This is a genomic window from Acinetobacter corruptisaponis, from assembly GCF_030053775.1.
Taxonomy (GTDB): domain Bacteria; phylum Pseudomonadota; class Gammaproteobacteria; order Pseudomonadales; family Moraxellaceae; genus Acinetobacter; species Acinetobacter corruptisaponis.
Genome location: NZ_CP125669.1, coordinates 3,762,610 through 3,782,973, shown reverse-complemented (window position 1 = coordinate 3,782,973; position 20,364 = coordinate 3,762,610). Strand labels below are relative to the sequence as shown.

General features: G+C 40.2%; 17 protein-coding genes, 1 tRNA gene and 1 pseudogene. 4 read left to right on the top strand and 15 right to left on the bottom strand.

Annotated elements, in window-relative coordinates; translation table 11 throughout:
- Positions 1 to 133: 133 nt before the first annotated feature.
- A complete protein-coding gene (locus tag QLH32_RS18045) occupies positions 134 to 583 on the bottom strand; it encodes a limonene-1,2-epoxide hydrolase family protein (RefSeq protein WP_283267417.1) in 450 nt (149 codons plus the stop codon).
- A 19-nt stretch (positions 584 to 602) separates the two neighbouring features.
- Positions 603 to 1,457, bottom strand: coding sequence for a metal-dependent hydrolase (locus QLH32_RS18040; RefSeq protein ID WP_283267416.1), 855 nt, complete (start codon positions 1,455 to 1,457; stop codon positions 603 to 605).
- 195 nt (positions 1,458 to 1,652) lie between these two features.
- On the opposite strand from QLH32_RS18040, the gene QLH32_RS18035 reads away from it, so the two are divergent.
- Entirely contained in the window at positions 1,653 to 2,321 is a 669-nt protein-coding gene (locus QLH32_RS18035; RefSeq protein ID WP_283267415.1) for a TetR/AcrR family transcriptional regulator, read from the top strand.
- Between the two features lie 680 nt (positions 2,322 to 3,001).
- Here QLH32_RS18035 and acuI read toward each other — a convergent pair.
- The 10 genes and pseudogenes from acuI to efp all read right to left on the bottom strand — a co-directional run bounded on the left by acuI (position 3,002) and on the right by efp (position 13,397).
- Entirely contained in the window at positions 3,002 to 3,979 is a 978-nt protein-coding gene (acuI, locus tag QLH32_RS18030; RefSeq protein WP_283267413.1) for an acrylyl-CoA reductase (NADPH), read from the bottom strand.
- A 77-nt stretch (positions 3,980 to 4,056) separates the two neighbouring features.
- Positions 4,057 to 4,701: a TetR/AcrR family transcriptional regulator gene (locus QLH32_RS18025; RefSeq protein WP_283267412.1), complete on the bottom strand. Its 645-nt coding sequence runs from the start codon at positions 4,699 to 4,701 to the stop codon at positions 4,057 to 4,059.
- Positions 4,702 to 5,076: 375 nt separating this feature from the next.
- Positions 5,077 to 5,962 (bottom strand): annotated as a pseudogene (locus tag QLH32_RS19875) (tyrosine-type recombinase/integrase); the annotation flags it as partial.
- A gap of 207 nt (positions 5,963 to 6,169) precedes the next feature.
- Positions 6,170 to 6,246: transfer RNA gene (locus tag QLH32_RS18010), tRNA-Val, on the bottom strand.
- Between the two features lie 35 nt (positions 6,247 to 6,281).
- Positions 6,282 to 8,270: a transglutaminase TgpA family protein gene (locus tag QLH32_RS18005; RefSeq protein ID WP_283267407.1), complete on the bottom strand. Its 1,989-nt coding sequence runs from the start codon at positions 8,268 to 8,270 to the stop codon at positions 6,282 to 6,284.
- Between the two features lie 2 nt (positions 8,271 to 8,272).
- The gene (locus tag QLH32_RS18000; protein WP_283267406.1) at positions 8,273 to 9,190 is read right to left on the bottom strand and encodes a DUF58 domain-containing protein; all 918 of its coding nucleotides are present in this window, start codon (positions 9,188 to 9,190) and stop codon (positions 8,273 to 8,275) included.
- Positions 9,191 to 9,203: 13 nt separating this feature from the next.
- On the bottom strand, positions 9,204 to 10,163 hold the full coding sequence (locus tag QLH32_RS17995) for an AAA family ATPase (protein WP_279960667.1): 960 nt from the start codon (positions 10,161 to 10,163) through the stop codon (positions 9,204 to 9,206).
- 78 nt (positions 10,164 to 10,241) lie between these two features.
- Positions 10,242 to 10,544, bottom strand: coding sequence for a YbdD/YjiX family protein (locus QLH32_RS17990; RefSeq protein WP_267979100.1), 303 nt, complete (start codon positions 10,542 to 10,544; stop codon positions 10,242 to 10,244).
- A 2-nt stretch (positions 10,545 to 10,546) separates the two neighbouring features.
- Complete coding sequence (locus QLH32_RS17985) at positions 10,547 to 12,649, bottom strand: carbon starvation CstA family protein (RefSeq protein ID WP_283267405.1); 2,103 nt, start codon at positions 12,647 to 12,649, stop codon at positions 10,547 to 10,549.
- Between the two features lie 178 nt (positions 12,650 to 12,827).
- Positions 12,828 to 13,397 (bottom strand): elongation factor P, encoded by a 570-nt coding sequence (efp, locus tag QLH32_RS17980; protein WP_004652839.1) that lies wholly within the window; start codon positions 13,395 to 13,397, stop codon positions 12,828 to 12,830.
- A gap of 89 nt (positions 13,398 to 13,486) precedes the next feature.
- Here efp and epmB point away from each other — a divergent pair, with 89 nt between their 5' ends.
- The 3 genes from epmB to QLH32_RS17965 are packed head-to-tail and all read left to right on the top strand — an operon-like array spanning position 13,487 to position 18,346.
- Positions 13,487 to 14,503, top strand: coding sequence for an EF-P beta-lysylation protein EpmB (gene epmB / locus QLH32_RS17975; RefSeq protein WP_283267404.1), 1,017 nt, complete (start codon positions 13,487 to 13,489; stop codon positions 14,501 to 14,503).
- Positions 14,504 to 14,516: 13 nt separating this feature from the next.
- Positions 14,517 to 16,274 (top strand): cyclic-di-GMP receptor FimW-related protein, encoded by a 1,758-nt coding sequence (locus QLH32_RS17970; RefSeq protein ID WP_283267403.1) that lies wholly within the window; start codon positions 14,517 to 14,519, stop codon positions 16,272 to 16,274.
- Positions 16,256 to 18,346: an EAL domain-containing protein gene (locus tag QLH32_RS17965; protein WP_283267401.1), complete on the top strand. Its 2,091-nt coding sequence runs from the start codon at positions 16,256 to 16,258 to the stop codon at positions 18,344 to 18,346. Before QLH32_RS17970 ends, QLH32_RS17965 begins: the two co-directional genes overlap by 19 nt.
- A 90-nt stretch (positions 18,347 to 18,436) precedes the next feature.
- On the opposite strand, the gene rpmE is transcribed toward QLH32_RS17965, so the two are convergent.
- From rpmE to gloA, 3 genes are all read right to left on the bottom strand, one after another.
- Complete coding sequence (gene rpmE / locus QLH32_RS17960; protein WP_004679402.1) at positions 18,437 to 18,661, bottom strand: 50S ribosomal protein L31; 225 nt, start codon at positions 18,659 to 18,661, stop codon at positions 18,437 to 18,439.
- Positions 18,662 to 18,858: 197 nt separating this feature from the next.
- Positions 18,859 to 19,827, bottom strand: coding sequence for a bile acid:sodium symporter family protein (locus tag QLH32_RS17955; RefSeq protein WP_283267399.1), 969 nt, complete (start codon positions 19,825 to 19,827; stop codon positions 18,859 to 18,861).
- A 133-nt stretch (positions 19,828 to 19,960) separates the two neighbouring features.
- Positions 19,961 to 20,362, bottom strand: a complete 402-nt coding sequence (gene gloA, locus QLH32_RS17950; RefSeq protein ID WP_283267397.1) for a lactoylglutathione lyase — start codon at positions 20,360 to 20,362, stop codon at positions 19,961 to 19,963.
- Between the last annotated feature and the right edge of the window lie 2 nt (positions 20,363 to 20,364).

Genomic DNA, 20,364 nt, shown 5'->3' with positions numbered 1-20,364 from the left:
TATTAAATAAGATAAAATATCATTTTGGGACTTTGTTCGCAAAAAACACTATCAGCCAAATACACTACTTATTTTTAACCTTAAAGATACACAATTCCCCAAAGTCGAAAATTTCAAAAAATATCTTAAAAATCTATATCTTGGGACGTAAACCAGTTATTCCTATCCCGAAAACTCCTCTGAGCAACCCCTGGCTCACATTTAACCAATCAAAATAATCACGCCATAAAATTATTTTTCCATTCTCCACTTTAAATGTGCCACATACCCAAAATCCAATATGCAATGGTCCAATTTCTACAATATCTGTACGCTCGGTGAGTACAATATTTCCTTTTGCTACGATTTGATGATTTTTAACTTGTAACTTTCTTGAGCTACTGAGCGCAAGTTTGATTAAACCAGCAACCCGTTTTCCACCTCTAAAAGTCGGTAAAGAAACATTTGTATAAAGCACATCTGAATGAAGGAGTTCACTAATCACATTATGATCTTGTTCAACCAAAGCAGTCAGAAATCGTTCTACCACTTCTTCTGATTGTGCTTGAATATAAGTTGCATCAATATTTGATGTGGTTTTCATTTATGTATTTCCCTAAGATTTAAATTTTTAGATCCAAACGTTGCTGCCAGAGTTTTTCTAAAGCCTTGGTATCATGATCAAAAGGATGAAAATCAGGTCGATAATAATCTAGAAAATCTTTAACGGTTTGTAAGGTTAATAATCCTCGATGACCGACTCCCTCTTTGAGGAACTGCGCTATACCTTTCAGAGAAAGCATTCGATCTGCTTTAAGCAATCGTCGTGTGTTATTTGCAATTAAGAAAGTTAAGATACTGCCTGCGAAGGTCATATAAAAAATACGTGATACATATCCCCCGCCTGAGGCGACATAAGCATCAAAGAATACTGCTTTATGTTCATTTTCTTCAACTGCATGCCAAAGCCATAGTTCAGCAACTGGACCAACTAAACGATTATTCCATTGATCATTGCGTAAAAGTTCAGCCCCTAAGGTTGCGGTAATATGTTCAATCGCACACCCAATTGACATGATATGCATACTCGGCAATATTTTTTGCATTATGGCGTACAAGGCTTTAACTTCATTCTGTAATTTATCGATATTAATCTGCTGTTCATCAGCATAACGATTGAATGCCAAATGCTCTTTAGCATGCATGGCTTCTTGTCCGATAAAAGCACTGATTTCTGCTTGAAGAAGAGGATCATCAATTTTGTCCCGAATATTTCTCAAAGCTTCTATTAGCATCAATTCCCCCTGAGGAAAAATAGCGGACATTGCATTCATCAAATGGGTGAAATAAGCATCATTATTAAACCAATAACGCTTTGAACTGGTGAAATCAAAACTTAAGCGTCTGACAGGGAAAGAAGCTTTCAAACGATGTGCTGTGGAAGATTGACTAATTTTAATAGCTTCTAAGGTCGACATATTATTTCCAATTCACAAAAGTACTTATTAGTTCTTTTGTAGATTGCTTTGCATTCTTAGTCAATCAATATTTTTCATCCAATTGAAACTTATATATTTATTTTTCAATTGAAGATTGTTTAAACAAAACAATCTTGAGCAATAAACGGGTTAATGATAGCTTTGCTAAGATTAAAAATTTGTAGAAGATTTAGTGTGGAAAAACTTTCTGGTGCTTACGATACTCAAGCTGCTGGGTTACCCAGAGGCCGTACCAGCCTGTTAACCGAAGAAACACGTGAAAAGCAACGTCGACGTTTAGTTAAAGCAGCAATTAGTGTATTCGCTGAAAAGGGGTTTGCTGCCACAACGATTGCTGACATTGTTAAAACAGCACGAGTATCTAAACAGGCATTTTATGAAATATTTGAAAATAAAGAAGATTGTTTTCTTGCTGCTGATGATTTAGGTCGAAAAGCATTGTATGAACAAGTACTTACGGATATCAAAGCTCAGGGGAGCAACGGCGATCAATGGATCAGGTCTTCTCTACGTGCCTATTTACAACTGTGTGTAAGTGAACAGGACTTCACTAAGGCATGGGCAATTGAATTCCCAAAAGCTGGGAGTCGATGTTTAGAGCAACGCAATTTATTTTTTTCAGAATTAGGAAAAAGACTTAAATTAATTCATAGTGCTATTAAGATCAAACAACCTGAATTGTGGGTAGCTGTTCCTGATTTATTTTATGATGCTGCGATTGGCGGAGCTTATGAAATTATTTTTCGTTATATCTGTCAAAATAAATTTGATGAACTGTTAAATATTGAAGATGATTTAGTTGATTTTATTAATTTCTCGATCGGTTATAAACAAAATATATAAATATTATCAAAATTATTGATACCATAAATCAAGTCTAAAGTATGACTTGTAAAATTAAATCATTTAATTGTTTTACTTAAATTTAGCACCATTAATGAAGTGCTGTAATTAAAATTTTTAATAGATATCTTTTCAGCTAAATAACTAGCAAACTGGCTATGGATTTTATTATTGGTAAACACCACCTAAAAATCAGCATATGACACATTATAACATATCATTTATTATATTTATGTCTACATCTTCACAAGTAGTATTTTACAAGAAATTCAAAAGTCATACAAAGGCTGATATGGGCTCGAAGCAAAGATTTATTTTGGGTTTCTTTCATTTTGGAACCCACTCATTGAAAAACCCGAAAAAATGAGACAGGCATAACATAATCTAATTAATTATGATAAAAATTTTGAGGGAATAACTACTATATCTGTAAAGTCACTATGGCAAAAATCCTTAAAATAATACTGAAACTTAAGTGTCTTTTTCATCAAAGATCACCAGTTAACTCCACCAGTACTTGATAAATGCTGTGTCTTGTACATTTATATAAGTACTGGTCATAATTTAAATAACTCTATTGACTAAAAATTAAATAAAGGGAATGAATTGACTAATGGTAATATCCTCATCTAAAAAATGAGATCTATGCCAAATCTCATTTTGAAAATCCACTTTAAAAATTATACTTTTACAACAATCCTACCTCTTATTTTTCCATCTAAAATTTCATTTGAAATATTTACAGCATCTGTTAACTGAATTTCAGTCGTTACTGTTTCCAATTTTATTTTATCTAGTTCTTTAGCTAAACGCTCCCAAGCTTCTTTTCTTAGCTCGATTGGTGCCATAACACTATCAATTCCATATAAGGTAATCCCTCTCAGGATAAATGGAGCAACTGTTGCAGGAAAATCCATTCCACCAGCTAAACCACACGCAGCGACAGCACCACGATATTTTGTACTAGCACATGCATTGGCTAAAGTATGACTACCCACAGTATCAATTACACCTGCCCAAATTTCCTTATTTAGCGGCTTTCCTTGTGAAGATAATTCAGCGCGATCAATAATTTCACTCGCACCTAAATAGGTTAAATATTCTGATTCTTGGGGTCTACCAGTTGATGCTGTAATCTCATAGCCAAGATGACTCAAAATAATAATGGCAATACTACCCACTCCGCCATTTGCACCCGTTACTAAAATTTTTCCATCACTTGGTTTGATTCCATGCTTTTGCAAAGCCATGACACACAGCATAGCTGTATAACCTGCTGTCCCAATAATCATCGTATCTTTAAAAGAAAAAGCAGAAGGTTTTTGTATGAGCCAATCACCTGAAACAGTCACTTGTTCAGCTAATCCGCCAGAGTATTTTTCCCCAACACCCCAACCATTTAATAGAACTTCATCTCCTTGTTTCCATGCTGGATGTTTTGATTCAATTACAACACCTGAGAAATCTATACCTGGTGTTAATGGAAAACTGCGCACTACTGGAGAACGCCCAGTAATGGCTAAAGCATCTTTATAATTTAATGTTGAATATTTTACTTCAACTCTAACCTCTCCTTCCTGCAAAGGATTTGGAGTAATCTCAGCAACTTTTGAGACATAACCAGCGTCATCTTTAGTGATTAAGATACCTGTGTACATAAAACATCCTCTTTATTTAATTAGACCTATCGACTAGAATTGATTAAAAAAATGCAGAAAATGCATTTATTTTTTAATCAATTTCTTACGCTATTGAACTGTTCTACGCCCAATGTAAACAAGCGAAAAAATGCTTCTAAAGGACTCGTAGATTTGATTAAACGTGCTCTAAGAACGGCACCTTCCCATCCAATCCAAAATTGGTAAGCCATTTCCTTACAATCTGTTAAGCTATATTGAGAGTAAAATTCATGTAAACAGTCAGAAACCATTTTCTGCCACACCTGAAAAATACTTTCTATTCGATCAATAATTTCAGGCGCTAAATAAGAAACCTCTTGCCCTAAATTACCGAGAATACAGCCTCGCTTATAATCATATTTTTGTAACTTTTCTCCAGCATCTTTAACAAAGTTTTGTAGTTTTTCTACTGGGGGAAGATCTGGTTGGCTTAAAAATTTATTCAATCGTCTCACAAAATAAATTTCATAGGCCTTTAATACTTCTAAAATAAATGCTTCTTTGTTCTCAAAATAATGGTAGAACGAACCTTTAGGAATCTGAATAGGCTTCATGAGATCATCTAGGCTCATGGCATTCATTCCCCGTTCTGTAAGCAATTCAATACCACGACGTATTAATACGTCTTTCGTATCTGCATAGTTGCTTCCATGTTTAGTGGGCCGACCACGTGGTCTTTTAGGTAAATTTGAATAGTTCATATTTATAAAATAGACTATCTATCTAGAAATAGCAATGCTATTCGATCTTATACCATGGTAGGAGTTTAGATTAGCTGAATCTTACAACAACTCTAGAAATTTTAAGTAACTTACTAGTTAAAACTAAAATAACAAAGTCAAACTCCATATTTTCATACTTAAAAAAAAGCAATCATGTCATTCAGATAAGAAGTGTCACGTTTATAGGGTTGGCTATAGATATAAATCTGTTTGGGTGTATAGACCTTTTGATTTTGGAAGATCTCTCCATTAAAGACTTTTAAATATGGATATTGCTGAAAAACTTTTTGGGTTTTGCTTCTGTTCTGATCGGGCAAGTATCTCAACTGGCAATTTACGCTTGTTCACAAGTCAAGTAATAGCTTCATGCCGTGTATCATGGAAATGAACAATATTATGTAGTTCAGTTTTTCCAATTGCCCTTTGCCAAACTAAGCGAAATGAATTTGAGTTGTGAGGAATTAATTTTACTCGGTCAGTGTAAGGAACCAAGTCAAGAAGTTCACAGGCTTCTTTTGATAATGGCACATCACGAGCATCACCATTTTTAGTGATCGGTAAGTGTACATAATCAGCGTGAATATTATTGCAAGTAATTCCTACAATCTCCCATTTTCGCATCGCTGTTTCTATCGCAAAAAGAAAAGCCCAAGCAACATACTGCCGTGGCGTTTTAGGTGTAGTACCAATTTTATAATTAAGTGCCTGAAGTATGATTTCTATTTCACTTGGACTTATTAATCGGTTGCGAGATGGGGGCTTTTCAGGTTTTACTACTTGAGCAAATGGATTTTCTTTAATCATGAAAAGTTCATTTTTAGCATAATTAAACACAGAAGTGTACAGGCACATTTGTCTATGTACCGTTCCAGATGTGACATCCTTTAAACGTTTATCTCGCCAATTCTTTATGTCAATTGGTTCAATTTCATATATTGATTTTTCTGCAAGATCACCAAAATACTTTTTAAATGTTTCTTTTTTTATTTATTGCTCAATGAAAGATTTGCCTCTTTTCTTACAACCTTCTTCATCATAGTATTTTTGACAAAGTGCATAGAATGAAAAATAAGGTTTTTGTTCTTGAGTTTTTTTAGGATCATACTCTGCTTTCATCTCAAGCAGACGTATAGCAGCCCATTGCTCACATTCACGAGCAGTATCTCTAGTTGCGGTATCACGAAGATTTTTATAACGGACTTGGACGCCAAGCATTGCCACGCTTCACTGGTTTTTGCATAAAATCACCTTTGGTGTCGTTGCAGCACCAACACAGAAAACCAAGCAAAAACTTGGTGTCCATTTGGTGCTAAAACGGAAATAATAAGGTGTTTTTGACGCAAATTTTGACGATTTTAAACCATCAAGCTGACCAATTTAGCATTAAAAACTTGGGTTATATTCCAACTTTAGCGACTTAAACATTTGATATTTAAGCATTAAAATTTGGTAGGTATATCCAGACTCGAACTGGAGACCTCTACGATGTCAACGTAGCGCTCTAACCAACTGAGCTATACACCTAGAATGACAAGCATAATATTCATTTTTCAGCGTATTCACAAGTTTTTTTGGGACTGTTTGAGTGCAATCGCGCAGTCTTTAAGCAACTTCCTGAATTGATGAATATCGGAACCATCCTTTTGTTCTAAAAACACGATTTTTTGATATAACACAATCACTTGTTCAAATGATTGTTGATCCTCAACAAGTAACGACAAACGTTTGATCCAGCTATGGAAAGTTTCAGCAGGATATTTTTGCAAATGTTTCGGTAACTGTTTTTGAAATTTAAAAATGATACGTTGATATTGCTCTTGGCATCTGCTTTGTCTCCACCAATAAAAACCAATGTAGAGCATTAAAACACCACCGATTCCTAAAATGAGAACCACAGCAGAGCCATAGCTTGAATCCAGCCCCAGTCGAGCCAACCAGTTTTTTTGTTTTTCGGCATCATAACCCACGACTTTGCTTTGCCATTGATAACTTAAGTAATCGCTCCAGATACGCATATTTTTTAATAATTTAAACTGTTGCACACGCCAAGCCTGTGCTTGGCTATCGCCCCAAACTGTTTGATCTTCTGCCAGATAATCCTGCATCCCCGCATCAATCCGTTGTGGGGCAATCATTGCAGTCGGGTCAATTCTTTTCCACTTGCCATTGAGATAAACCTCACTCCAGGCATGTGCATCCAGTTGGCGAACCTCCCAACTTTGACCATCAGGCGCAAGTTGTCCACCCTGATAGCCTGTCACCACGCGTGCAGGTATCCCAACATAACGCATCAGCATGACAAAACTGGAGGCATAATGTTCACAAAAACCTTTACGACTTGAAAACAGGAATTGATCTATACGATCCCCACCTAAAGTACCAGGTGTCAGGGTATAGACAAAGCCATTTTTACGATACCAGGACAGCACTGATTGAATGTATTTTTCAGATTGCTGCTGGCTCTGCTCAAACAGTTCATGCGCCAATTGCTGGGCTTTTTTATCACTACCCTCTTTAAACCTGATATTAAATTCAAGTTGGCGTGGTGACAAAGAAACCACTTCCGTTGATGTTCTTCCCAACCATTGCATTTGAATGGGTTGATTACGTTTAATCAATCGGGTTGGTCGAATACTGTTATCCTGATAAAGCTGTAAATAACGTCCCTGAGGAACTGAATATTCCAAACCCATAATCCAGTTTGCCTGTTCATCGGCAGGCAGATATTGGTACGGCACACTATGGGAAGTAGCTTGTATATTTTTGATCTGCTGATTAAAAAAACTACTGGTCCAGGTGGTGCCATCATATTCATCCAGCACCAAAGCACGCCAATACAGTTCTGGCCGACTTGGCAACTGATACATATTCGCGACCACACGAAAAGCCAAAGCCGAGGACTGCGAAAGCTCGGCAATATCCCCAGGTGACATGCGGTCACTGATGCCAGTGGTTGCCCGATCCTTTTGGATTGGAATTGACCACAGAGGAGGCAAACGTGGGAAGAAGATAAACAGTAGAATAAAGAACGGCGTTGCAATACCCACAAACTTAAAAATCTGCTTAATGTCCTGTTTCAACTGGTTTGAGGAGATTGTGTTGTTGTTAAATAAACTGGTCTGAATCCGATACAATCCCATCAGGCACATCACAAATGATGAGAATACAAGTACCGCCATCCAGAATGCCTGACTGTGCAACAGCAAGCTCGCACTAACGAATAAAGCAAAGTTGAACACGATCAGCAGATCACGGGTATTTTTAGCCTCCAGACTTTTGGCAAATAAACAGGTGCTTAAAAAAGCGACACCTGCCTCCACACCCAACAAGGTCTGATAGTTGATGTAAATCAGCCCTAATGATAGCAAGGTAAACAATATCAAAACCAGTTTAGAAAATGGATTAATCCTGTGTTTACTATATCGCCAGACCAATGTTAACCAAACAACACCCCATAACCCACTTAGGGTAACTGGAATAAAGGCGACTTGCCCAATCAAGATACATGCCAGCGCGGCCAAAATACAGAAATAGATTTGTTTGGTCATCGTCAAGCCTGCGCCAGTAAAAGTTTAGCCTTGATGAGCTGTGATTGCCCCTGCCCACTTTCCAGTCTCGCATGTGGCAAAATCACGGCATAGTCATCCCCCAACTGTTCACATTGCTCAATCAAGCTCATCATGAAACTGAGCTTTTCTTCATGTCCCTGTGTTGGAATCTGTTGATAATCAATTTCCAGATGTTGATGGTTGGCCTGGGCTTCAAACATCTTGATAAAAAATCCCTGCCCACGTGCAACCTGCTTCCATGCGACATTTTGATAGGAATCGCCCTGCTGAAATGCCCTCAACTCTTTAAACTCATCCAGACTGTCATTCGCATTTGTGCTCTGATGTTTATGCTCTTTCTGCCAGTCATGGGCTTTGGGTGCAATCCAGACTTTCTGTTTGGGATATAGATAAGTCCAAGCCCGTACCAGTCCTAAAGGATAGGTGGAATAAATTTTCACTGAGCCTACCTCATAGATCCCCCGCTTTTGAGGAAGAATAGGCAATTCTAAAATTTGTTGTGTTTGATCCAAATAAAAAATCTGTTCCTGTTGCTGCCATTGCACCCGCAGATATCGACTGTTATTTGCTGGCTGTTTAAACAGCAGCTTGAGCATTAAAGCCTGTTCAACCTGTCCAATTTCTGGAGTCACAACCTCAATGTGTAAGCCGTGCAACTGTTTGAAAGTCAGGTAAAAACTAATACATAAAATAGCACTGATTAAAAAGCAGAATCCTAAAATCAGGTTATTGGCATAGTTAATCCCAGCAATAAAGGTAATCAGGATCAAAATGAGGTATAAAAAACCCTGCTTATAAATGAAAACCAAAACATCTTTCTGCAACAGTATTTTAGTACCATCCACCTGAAAGCGTTTTGCAATCCAATGCTGTACTCGCTGCCTAAGTCCATTCTGCATAAGCCACTCTCAACTATAAGGTATCAACTGACTGCAAAAGCTGTTTCACCTCAACCTCTCCCAGACTTAAACGATGGGCAACCACTGCCACAAAAACCGTTTGCACATCATCGGTTGTGACGAAGCTTCGTCCCTCAACCAGTGCATAGGCCTGTGCTGCCGCCTTGAGCGCCAATACGCCGCGGGTAGAAAGTCCATGTCGTTGCTTACGGGTTTCAGCTGCTAAATCAAGAATATAATTTAACACTGCATCACTGAGAAAAACCTGTTTTGCCAATTCACGTAAATGCAGAATATCAGCCTGATTAAATACAGCATCCAACTGATGAATCAAAACCTGACGTGAGCTTTGCTGTAGCAGCAATTTTTCTGCCTGCCGTGATGGATAACCCAAAGATAAACGCATGAGGAAACGGTCAAGCTGCGACTCAGGCAAGGCATACGTTCCACTTTGAAACAGCGGATTTTGAGTAGCCAACACCCAGAATGGCTGTGGCAATTCATAATGAATCCCATCCACCGTGACTGCCCCCTCTTCCATTGCCTCAAGCAAGGCACTCTGTGTTTTGGGGCTACAACGGTTAATTTCATCGGCCAGCAAAATCTGGGTAAAAATCGGACCTTTCTTAAACTCAAATAAATGTTCTTTTTGATTAAAGATATTGATTCCAATCACATCACTTGCCAGCATGTCATTGGTGAACTGAATACGCTGGAAATGCAGTCCAGCCAAACGCGCCAGTGCACTGGCCAACGTGGTTTTGCCTAAACCAGGTAAGTCTTCAAACAACACATGACCGCCTGCCAGTAAACAGGTCAGGGCAAGTTTAGTTTGTTGTGGTTTATCCAGAATAAGCTGGTTCACTTCTACTAAAAATTTATCGATCTTTTGGCTAAAGCTTTTAATATCTTGTTCTAATTCTTGGTTTTGTTGTTTTTTGTCTTGAACCGAAGCTTTTTCCGTGCCCCACATTATATTCTCCCAAAAATAAAACAGTGTATGTCTCAACATACACTGTTTTAGGTTTTTTTCAAAGAAATCAAAAGATTTCTAGCAAGGACATTTCTTCATATTACCGCCTGCTGACGGGTAGCGTGAATCAATACAATGACGATAAAATGTCTTGGCATCCATCGGTGTCAAATCAGGATGATGCTTTTGCATGTGCTGTACATAATTTTCATAGTCAGGGACACCGACCATCAAACGAAAACTTTTTTGCAGGTTCTGCCATAAAACCGCAATCCTCGACCAATTTTTGGGCGAAAAAATCAGGTGTTTTTGTGACAGGATCGTGAACTTAATGATCTTTACAATCACAGAACCACCCTGCCGAGCGATCTTAAAATCCATGCCTACTCTCCCTTGATGCTATTCGCAGTCATCGGTGTTTCTGAATAAACTGCGGGTGCTTCATTGACAGTAGGCACAGAACTTTGCAATGCACGGCGTACAATTCCAATTGAGGCAATTACCATCACAATCGCCACAATCATAAAGAAGCCACACAATGCGGCATTGATCTGATTGGACATGACAATTGTCTGCATTTCAGCAACAGTTTTGGCTGGAGCAAGCACCTCACCACGCGCAATCGCATCAGAAAAACGGTTGGCTTGCGCAAGGAAACCAATCTTTGGATTTTCATGGAAAATCTTTTGCCAACCCGCTGTCATTGAGGTAATGAACAGGAAAATTGTTGGGACAATGGTGACCCAAACATATTTCTCTTTTTTCATCTTGAACAAAATGACTGTACCCAAAATCAATGCCATTGAGGCAAGAATCTGGTTACCGATACCGAATAGCGGCCACAATGAGTTAATCCCACCCAGTGGATCAACCACGCCCTGATAAACAAAGAAGCCCCAGCCTGCAACCGCAACAAAGGTTCCAACCAGATTTCCAAAGAATGAACTGGATTGTTTCACCGCTGGCACCACGATACCGACCGTATCTTGCACCATGAAACGACAGGCACGTGTTCCTGCATCTACCGCAGTGAGGATGAATAAGGCTTCAAACAGAATGGCAAAGTGATACCAGAATGCCATCATGGAACGGCTATTGAAAATTTCAGAGATGATATGTGCCATACCAATCGCAAAGGTTGGTGCACCACCCGTACGGGAAAGGATTGAACTTTCACCAACTTCCTGAGCAAGCACAGTCAGCATCTCAGGTGTAACGATAAAACCTAGATTACGCACCGCTTCCGCAGCCGTATCCACCGTTGTACCCAGAACTGCCGCTGGTGCATTAATCGCAAAATAAACACCAGGATCAAGCACTGTCGCACAGATCATTGCCATTATCCCAACGCCAGATTCCATCAACATCCCACCATAGCCGATCATGCGAATATTGACTTCATTATCAACCAGTTTTGGGGTTGTTCCAGAAGAAACCAATGCATGGAACCCTGAAATTGCACCGCAAGCAATTGTAATAAATAGGAATGGAAATAAACTGCCTGCAAATACAGGACCCGTACCATCAATAAAATGGGTCACCGCAGGCATTTTCAGGTCAGGCATGGCAAAGATAATCCCAACAGCCAGACCTGCAATCACACCGATTTTAAGGAAAGTAGATAGATAGTCACGCGGTGCCAACAGCAACCAGACTGGCAAGACAGAGGCAATAAAGCCATAAATGATCAGTGCCCAAGTCAACTGTGTTCCACTGAGGGTAAACAATTGCCCCCAATATGGGTCTTTCGCCACATCACCACCAAAGACAATTGCAGCCATCATCAGCACAAAACCGATGATGGATACCTCTGCAATTTTTCCTGGACGTAGGTAACGCATATAAATGCCCATAAACAGGGCAATTGGAATGGTGGCGGCAATACTAAACACACCCCACGGACTATGTGCCAAGGCTTTTACAACAACTAAAGCCAATACCGCAAGGATAATGATCATCACGCCCAATGTGCCGAGCATGACAATGACACCTGCAAAAGTCCCAAGTTCCTGCTTTGCCATTTCTCCCAAGGAACGGCCATCACGCCGTGTTGAAATAAATAGAACCAGAAAATCCTGCACTGCCCCAGCAATCACCACACCCACCAGAAGCCAGATTGTTCCAGGCAAATAACCCATCTGCGCTGCTAGAATTGGTCCCACCAACGGCCCTGCACCCGCAATCGCTGCAAAGTGATGTCCAAATAAAACATATTTATTGGTCGGGACATAATCCAGACCATCATTTAAGCGATGCGCTGGTGTTAAGCGTCTGGCATTTAACTCAAATACCTTGTTTGCAATAAATAAACTATAGAACCGATATGCAATGCTATAGACACAGACCGCAGCGAGAACCAGCCAGACTGCATTGACATGCTCACCGCGACTCACCGCCAATATCCCAAATGAAATTGCCCCGACTATGGCAACCAAACTCCATAGGAGTTTTGAGGGAAGTGTTGATTTTGCTTGTGTTGTCTCCATTCAAAACCTCTCCAATACATAACTTGTGGTTATTTTGATTTCCCTTTCTCTATTTTCTGTAGAAAAATATCTTTGTCAGTTTATCTTTTATCAAAAATTATTTATCTAATACTTTGGCATAAAAAAAGGGATGATTCTTCATCATCCCTTCGATAATCGTATGTTTTGTGTTTAACGATTATGCACGCTCTAGATAGTCACCTGTACGCGTGTCTACACGAACACTTTCCTCTTGCTGTACGAACAATGGCACACGCACCACAGCACCTGTTTCAAGTTTCGCTGGCTTTCCACCACCGCCTGAAGTATCACCACGTACACCTGGATCAGTCTCAACGATTTTAAGCACAACAAAGTTCGGTGGACTCACAGTTAAAGGTACGCCATTGAACAACATGATGGTACATTTTTCATTTGAATCGTCTTTTAACCATTTCGCAGCATCACCCATTGCGGTTTTGTCAGCAGCGATTTGCTCGAAAGATACAGGGTCCATGAAGTTCCACATTTCGCCATCGTTGTAGAGGTAATCCATTTCAACTTCAACAATATCAGCGGCTTCCAAAGAGTCACCTGACTTGAAAGTTTTTTCCAATACCTTACCAGAACGCAGGTTACGCAGTTTCACACGGTTGAACGCCTGACCTTTACCTGGTTTTACATATTCGTTTTCCATGATTGAACATGGGTTGCCATCAAGCATAACCTTGAGGCCTGCTTTAAAATCATTTGTAGAATAATAGGCCATGAAAGGCGCACTCCAAACTTAAAACTCAACTCTATTAATGCTAGACTACACGTACAGGCATAGTCCTCACACTATTTTTAACGTATGGCATGATAAACTATTTACATCAAGAGCAAAACTGGCAATCACAACTCAGTGACCTCATTACTGATCCTCTGGAGCTGTTAAATCTGCTTGAGTTATCTACCGATCAGCTATTATCAGGGGCAATCCTCGCCTCTGAAAAGTTTAAATTGCGTGTCCCGCGTGCATTCGTCGGAAAAATGAGCATTGGCGATCCCCTTGATCCCCTGTTGCTACAAGTCCTCCCCCATCATCTGGAACTTGAGGAACATCCTGAGTTTGTCACCGACCCACTGGGTGAAGAGGCAGCCAACCAGATGGCTGGCGTTCTACATAAATATCAGTCTCGTTTTTTACTGACCTTAACAGGTGCATGTGCAATTCACTGCCGTTACTGCTTTCGCCGTCACTTTCCCTATCAGGAAAATCTACCTAAAAATGATGACTGGCCACATATCAGGCAATATATTGAGCAAAATCCCCTGATCAATGAAGTGATTTTAAGTGGTGGCGATCCACTGACGCTTTCAAATCGAAAAATTTCACTTTGGCTGGAGCGTCTTGCCTCCCTCCCACAGATTAAAATACTGAGAATTCATTCACGTGTTCCCATCGTTATTCCAAACCGTATTGATGAAGAACTGATTTCTATATTAAAAAACAGTAGGCTACGCATTGTAGTAGTGGTACACTCAAACCATGCAGCTGAACTGGATGGTTTCACCTGCTCAAGGTTATTACAGTTATCACTCCATCACATAACCGTGCTGAATCAGGCGGTTTTATTAAAAGGTGTGAATGATTCTGCAAAAACTTTGCATGAGTTGAGTTTTCGTTTATTTGAAGCACGGGTAATGCCCTATTACCTGCATGTTTTGGATAAAGTCAAAGGGGCTCAGCATTTTGATTTAAGATCTTCAGAGATAGATCAAATATACAGTGATGTATTGGCAAGTTTACCAGGTTATCTGGTTCCAAAACTTGTGAGGGAAATTGCGGGCGAAAAAAATAAAACACCGCTTTTTGGGGTTCAAACGTTCTGAGATTGATAACACAATGATGAATAATGCTTTTTCGGATATATTTCAAATTCCAACTGTCTTGAGACGGGATAAACTAAGCTTTTGCGACACCAATTCAAAAAGCTTAAATGAATGGATTTCCAACCTGTCCATCATGCAGTTGGGAGATACCTCCAAAGCACTATTTGCAGCCCTGTTAGAACTCAGCGAACTTGAATGTTCTGAGACACTGCGTTTCGATCTGGTACAAATTTTACATCCGACAATTGAAAATGTATTGGGTAGCCTGGAAAAGAATTTTTTTAACCAGGGTGTCATCAGTTCAGACCGTAATGAACACATCATTGAACTGGCCATGTTGTTACGCTGCTATTTTGCGGCAATCTATATTAATATTGTGCGCCGTAGTAGTGACCAGCTCGACAACCAAAAATTTTCAATCTTTGCGCTAAACCAGAAAAAGAACTTACAAACCGCCAGAACCCTGGCAACCTTTCAGGCCTTGCAGCAACTGACCCAACTGCTCTATCAACAACATATGCTCTATAGTGAACCTGTTGCAGGACAATGGCTGATTTCCCATCAACTTTATGAGGCTGCACTTACCCATAAATATCATCAGACCAATCTGGAACAGATTCAGGGTGGCAAACCCACCTCTCTCAGCAATATTTCCCAGGCCTATGCCCAGCTGATTTTGATGGATATTTTTAATACCAATCAAATTCGCCAGTCTGAAATTCAGGCATTGTTCCAGTGTAGTTTTGACTGGGCAAAAATGGTTCAAATCCTGTCTAAAGAGACTGACCTAACCAAGTATGTGGTGGACACCACCAAGGACCACCCACCAATCTATAATAAAAAGCAAAGCTCAGGTTTTAATCCCAATGTTTTTATCAGCACCAATACCTTGCTTGACCATGTCACAGCAACATTGCATAAAAATGCTGAATATATTTCCAAGAATGAAAAAATCTACCTGACCCCTGCACTCAAGTTTCATGTTCAGACCATTCTTGGAACCACAGCAGAGCGTCGTCATGAACGTTATGAATATTCAGCCCAGTTGCATATCTGTTTTGGTTTGCTGACAGCGCACTTTTATCTTTCCAAGGCAAAGAACTTTTCAGAAACCTTATTACTAGAGCATCACTTTAATTTACAAAACGAATCAAAGTTTATGTCTGCCTGGGATAAAAAGCTTTCTGGAAATAATGAAGAATCAAGCATTCAACGCCTAAGTCGTGAAAGCAAGGCAGTTTACCAATCCGACATACTGGATATCAGTGTTAATGGTTACCGCATTAAATGGTCGGGGGAAGCTCCCAAGAATTTAAGAACAGGTGAATACATTCTGGTCAAGGAAACCTCACATGGACACTGGCGTGGTGGGGTGATTCGCTGGCTTAAGCAGTCAACCGAGAAAAGCCTGGAACTTGGTCTGGAAGTTCTTGCACAGGAAATCTTCCCATGTGCTGTACGCATTCAGGCTGATCGGCATGTCAGTAACTATCATCCAGCACTTTTATTAAAAAACCAGAATCTGGATGAAACCAAAACAACTTTAATTTTACCTGGTTCACAAATTTTTCGGGAACAACAGGCGATTCATTTAAGATTGGGGAAAGAGGAAGTAAAAGTGTATTTATTAAACGCACAATTAATTACCCAGAGTTTTGTTCAATTTGATTTTGAACTGCTAAATGAAGATGAACAGTCCATTCTTCATAAATTCATGGCACAAAATAATATGGATACCAATGATCAAGATTTATGGGAAGCATTGAAGTGAGAAATTCTTTACTCTCTAAAAAGTTAAAACGAACTGAAACCCGCTTACTCATTATTGATGACAACCAGTTACGTTACAACCAGATTCTGGAGTTATTCTCCAATCAGGAACATCAGGTTAAGGCGACCTTGCTTGACGACCTCAAGGCATTTGAAAAACAACTGAATCTTCCCTGGGATATGGTCATTTTTGGACGTGCGTATGACCTAAAGATCGAACAGACCCTTTCACTGATTCAGGCATCGTCACAGCCTAGCCTGCCTGTACTGTTGCTTGAACCAGATGACTACAAAGCTGATCAATATCAGACATATATCCATAAAGGGATCTATGATGTCCTAAATCTTAAATCACCTGAAAATTTTTATATCAGTATTATTCGGGCCCTGTCCTATAGCCGTTTGGTTCAGGCGGAACATCGCCTACTCAGTGAACTGGAAGCGGCACAAACCCAGGCGCAGTCACTGGTTGCAGAAACCCATAAAGCGGTCGCAATTTTGCAGGAAGGCATTCATATTACGGCCAACACCGAATATGCACAGCTTTTTGGATTCAGCAATGCAGATGATTTAATTGGCCTGCCCATTTTGGACGTTTTGCAGCCTCAAGACCTGAGTCAGTTTAAACTGCGTTTTAAGAAAATTTCACAGGGACAGTTCGAACAAGGGCGTTTTGAACTTCGCACCCAAAACCCAAGTGTAAAAAACAGTGCGTTACAGGTTGAGTTCATTCCTTCGGGAAATGAAGATGAAATCCAGCTGAACATCGAATGTGAGTCCACCAGTCAGTCTTCAGCGACAATACCAGCCGTCACTTCCTCTGAAAAAATCTCAGGCCTGAATACCGCCCTGCAACAAATCAACCGACAGCTTGCAAACCACCCAGCCAATGCCAATGCACTGGTTTTATTTAGCCTTAATAGCTGTCCAAACGAAGTATTCCAGACTGACTGGCGTGCCACCAAGGCCTATTTCGCCAACATTGCAGGCTTTATTAAAGAACAGGTTAATGTCCCTGTCTGTCAGGTGGACCATGCGCTTTATGTCGCCCTATTTCAGGCAGAATCAACCCATGTACTCAACTCACTTCTGATTGGGTTGAATAGCCTGCAAAAACCGCAATTACTGGTAACTGAGAATTATACATTCCCTCTTCACCTAAAACTGGGCTACAGTGAGCTTGCCCAGCCAGTTGCGGATGAGGCCAGCTTTGAACAGATCCTGACCAAGGCATTCTCACTTGGTTTGCCAACCATTGATAGCCCGAAAATTGATGCAGATATTGGTTTAACAACCGAACATATTCCAACCAATGTAGAGCTAAGCCTGTTACAGGAACTCAGGCAAAAACTGGATGCAGGTGATATTCACCTAAAATACCAGCAACTTTATGACAAGCAGGATCAACATACCCATACCTATGAAGTATCGGGTGGTTTTATCCATAACAATCAATCGCAGGATATCACTGACTTGGGTGATTTAAAGGATGACCCTGAATTATCGGTTCAACTGGACCGCTGGATACTGGTTGAGGCATGCAAGCAGTTGCACAACTTCATTACCCAGTACCCTAAAGCGAAATTGATTGTAAACCTCAATCACCATATCTTATTAAATGACAAGAAACTGCCTGAGTTGGTTGCGAAGTTACTCACCATTATTGGCAGTAAACAGGCTCATCCACTGATTCTGCAATTCTCAGAACAGGCCTTACAGCAGAACCTGTCTCAGGCACAGCCACAAATTGCCTTACTGCGACAACATGGTGCAGAGATTTCCATCCGTGGTTTTGGCGACTCATTGTATAGTGACAGCATACTTCAACAGATTGATACCCAATATCTCAGCTTCCATAGCAAGCTGGCAAAAATGCTGGGGTCTGAAAAAGAGATGGCAGTATTACAGGAAAAGATTCTGCATTTTATTGCCCAAAAACCTGTTGAGATTTTCCTGACTGAACTCAATGACATGAACCAGTTTGCCAATGCATGGAATGTGGAAGCCCGTTTCCTACAGGGTAACTATTTCCAGAAGAAACTGGACCGCTTAACGGACGTGCAAGACCAATAAATCAGATCGGGGCGTATTCAATACGCCCCATGTCTAGGAATTATAATCGTAAAAAAACGGGCAATATGCCCGTTTTTTGTTTTCTCGATATTAACGTTTGATAGAACGTGACATACCAGAGAAACGTTGCTTGAATTTGTCGATACGGCCGCCAGTGTCAACATTCTTTTGTTTACCAGTATAGAATGGGTGGCAAGCTGAACATACGTCAAGGTAAATTGTTTCTTTACCAAGCGCAGAACGAGTTTCGATCACGTTACCACATGAACAGGTAGCAACTAATGTTTGGTATTTAGGGTGAATATCGGCGCGCATGGTCGATGCTCCTATTTAGTAAGAAAGGCTTAAGCTGTTATCGCAATTGATCACTCTCAACATGAGGAAAGCAAAGTGTTTTCACACTTGCAGATCAACACCACAACAGACCATTTCTTTTGACTCACCGAGACTCCAGGTCAGAGCAAAGCCAACAAGTGGCGACTATTATACGCCAATAAATTCAATTTTGCGAACTATTCCTGCCCTGATTTTGACCAGTGATTGGCGATTACCCCACACACCATCAATTGAATTTGGTGGAAAATCATAATTGGCAACACAATCATACCCAATGGCTGTCCAATAAACAGGATTTGTGCCATCGGAACACCACTGGCCAGTGTTTTCTTGGAACTACAAAAGAAAATGGTGATTTGATCAGCACGGTTAAAGCCCAGCCATTTTGGCAGATATAAAGCAAGCAACATCACCACAGTCAGCAAAACAGAACATGCAACTGTTAAATAAAACAACGTCAAGCCACTCACCTGATGCCATAAACCAGCAACCACGGCACTACTAAAAGCACCGTACACCACCATCAAGATGGAACCCTGATCAAAAGCCTTTACCAGACTCGGCAGCTTGAGCATATAAGGAAAAACATAAGGACGTAATAACTGCCCCAAAATGAAAGGAACCAGTAACAATAAGGTGATTTGAATAATCGATTTGGTTGGATCAAAACCATGCTGGCTTTGCCCAAGAATAAAATAGCTGACCAGTATTGGCGTAATAAACATGCCAATAATATTGGAAAAAGATGCGCTACACACTGCCCCAGCAACATTACCCTTTGCCATTGAGGTAAATGCAATGGAGGACTGTACTGTTGATGGCAGGAAGCACATAAACAGGAAACCCCAATACAGCTCCTGGCCTAAAAGAGGTTCCAAAATGGGTTTTGCCAGTAACCCAATGGCTGGGAAAATCACAAAAGTAAAGGCAAATACCAAGGCATGCATTTTCCAGTGCAACATCCCCTCAACCACTGCTTCACGTGAGAGTTTTGCACCATGTAAAAAGAACAGGATAGCAATTGCGACAGTTGTGAGAATATTAAAATAATGTGCAAGCTGACCTGATACTGGAATAAAGGTCGCCAATATCACCATGACAACCAATAATATTGTAAAGCGATCCAGTGCCAATAACTTCAACATACCCCATCCCTACCTATACCAATAAATATAAAGCCCAATATAATGATTGACCGTTTGATCAAATCATCATACTGGGCTATTGAAATAAAGCCAGTGCTTTCAATAAGAAATCTTAGCCTGAATCGAACAGATTTTAGTTGTTACGGGCATCCTGATCCTGCTGGATCAACTCGACCTTATAGCCATCTGGATCTTCAACAAAGGCGATGACTGTTACGCCACCTTTCATCGGGCCAGCCTCACGCACCACCTTACCACCACGGGCCTTGATCTCCTCACATGCCTTATAGGCATCATCAACACCAATCGCAATATGACCATAGGCATTGCCAATATCATAGCTTGATGTATCCCAGTTATGGGTTAACTCAAGAACAGTATTATGTTCTTCATCGCCATAACCGACAAAGGCCAATGTAAAGCGGCCCTCTTCATAGTCACGCTGGCGTAGCAATTTCATACCAAGCACTTCAGTATAGAACTTTAACGACCGTTCTAAATTGCCTACTCGTAGCATCGTATGTAACATGCGCATCG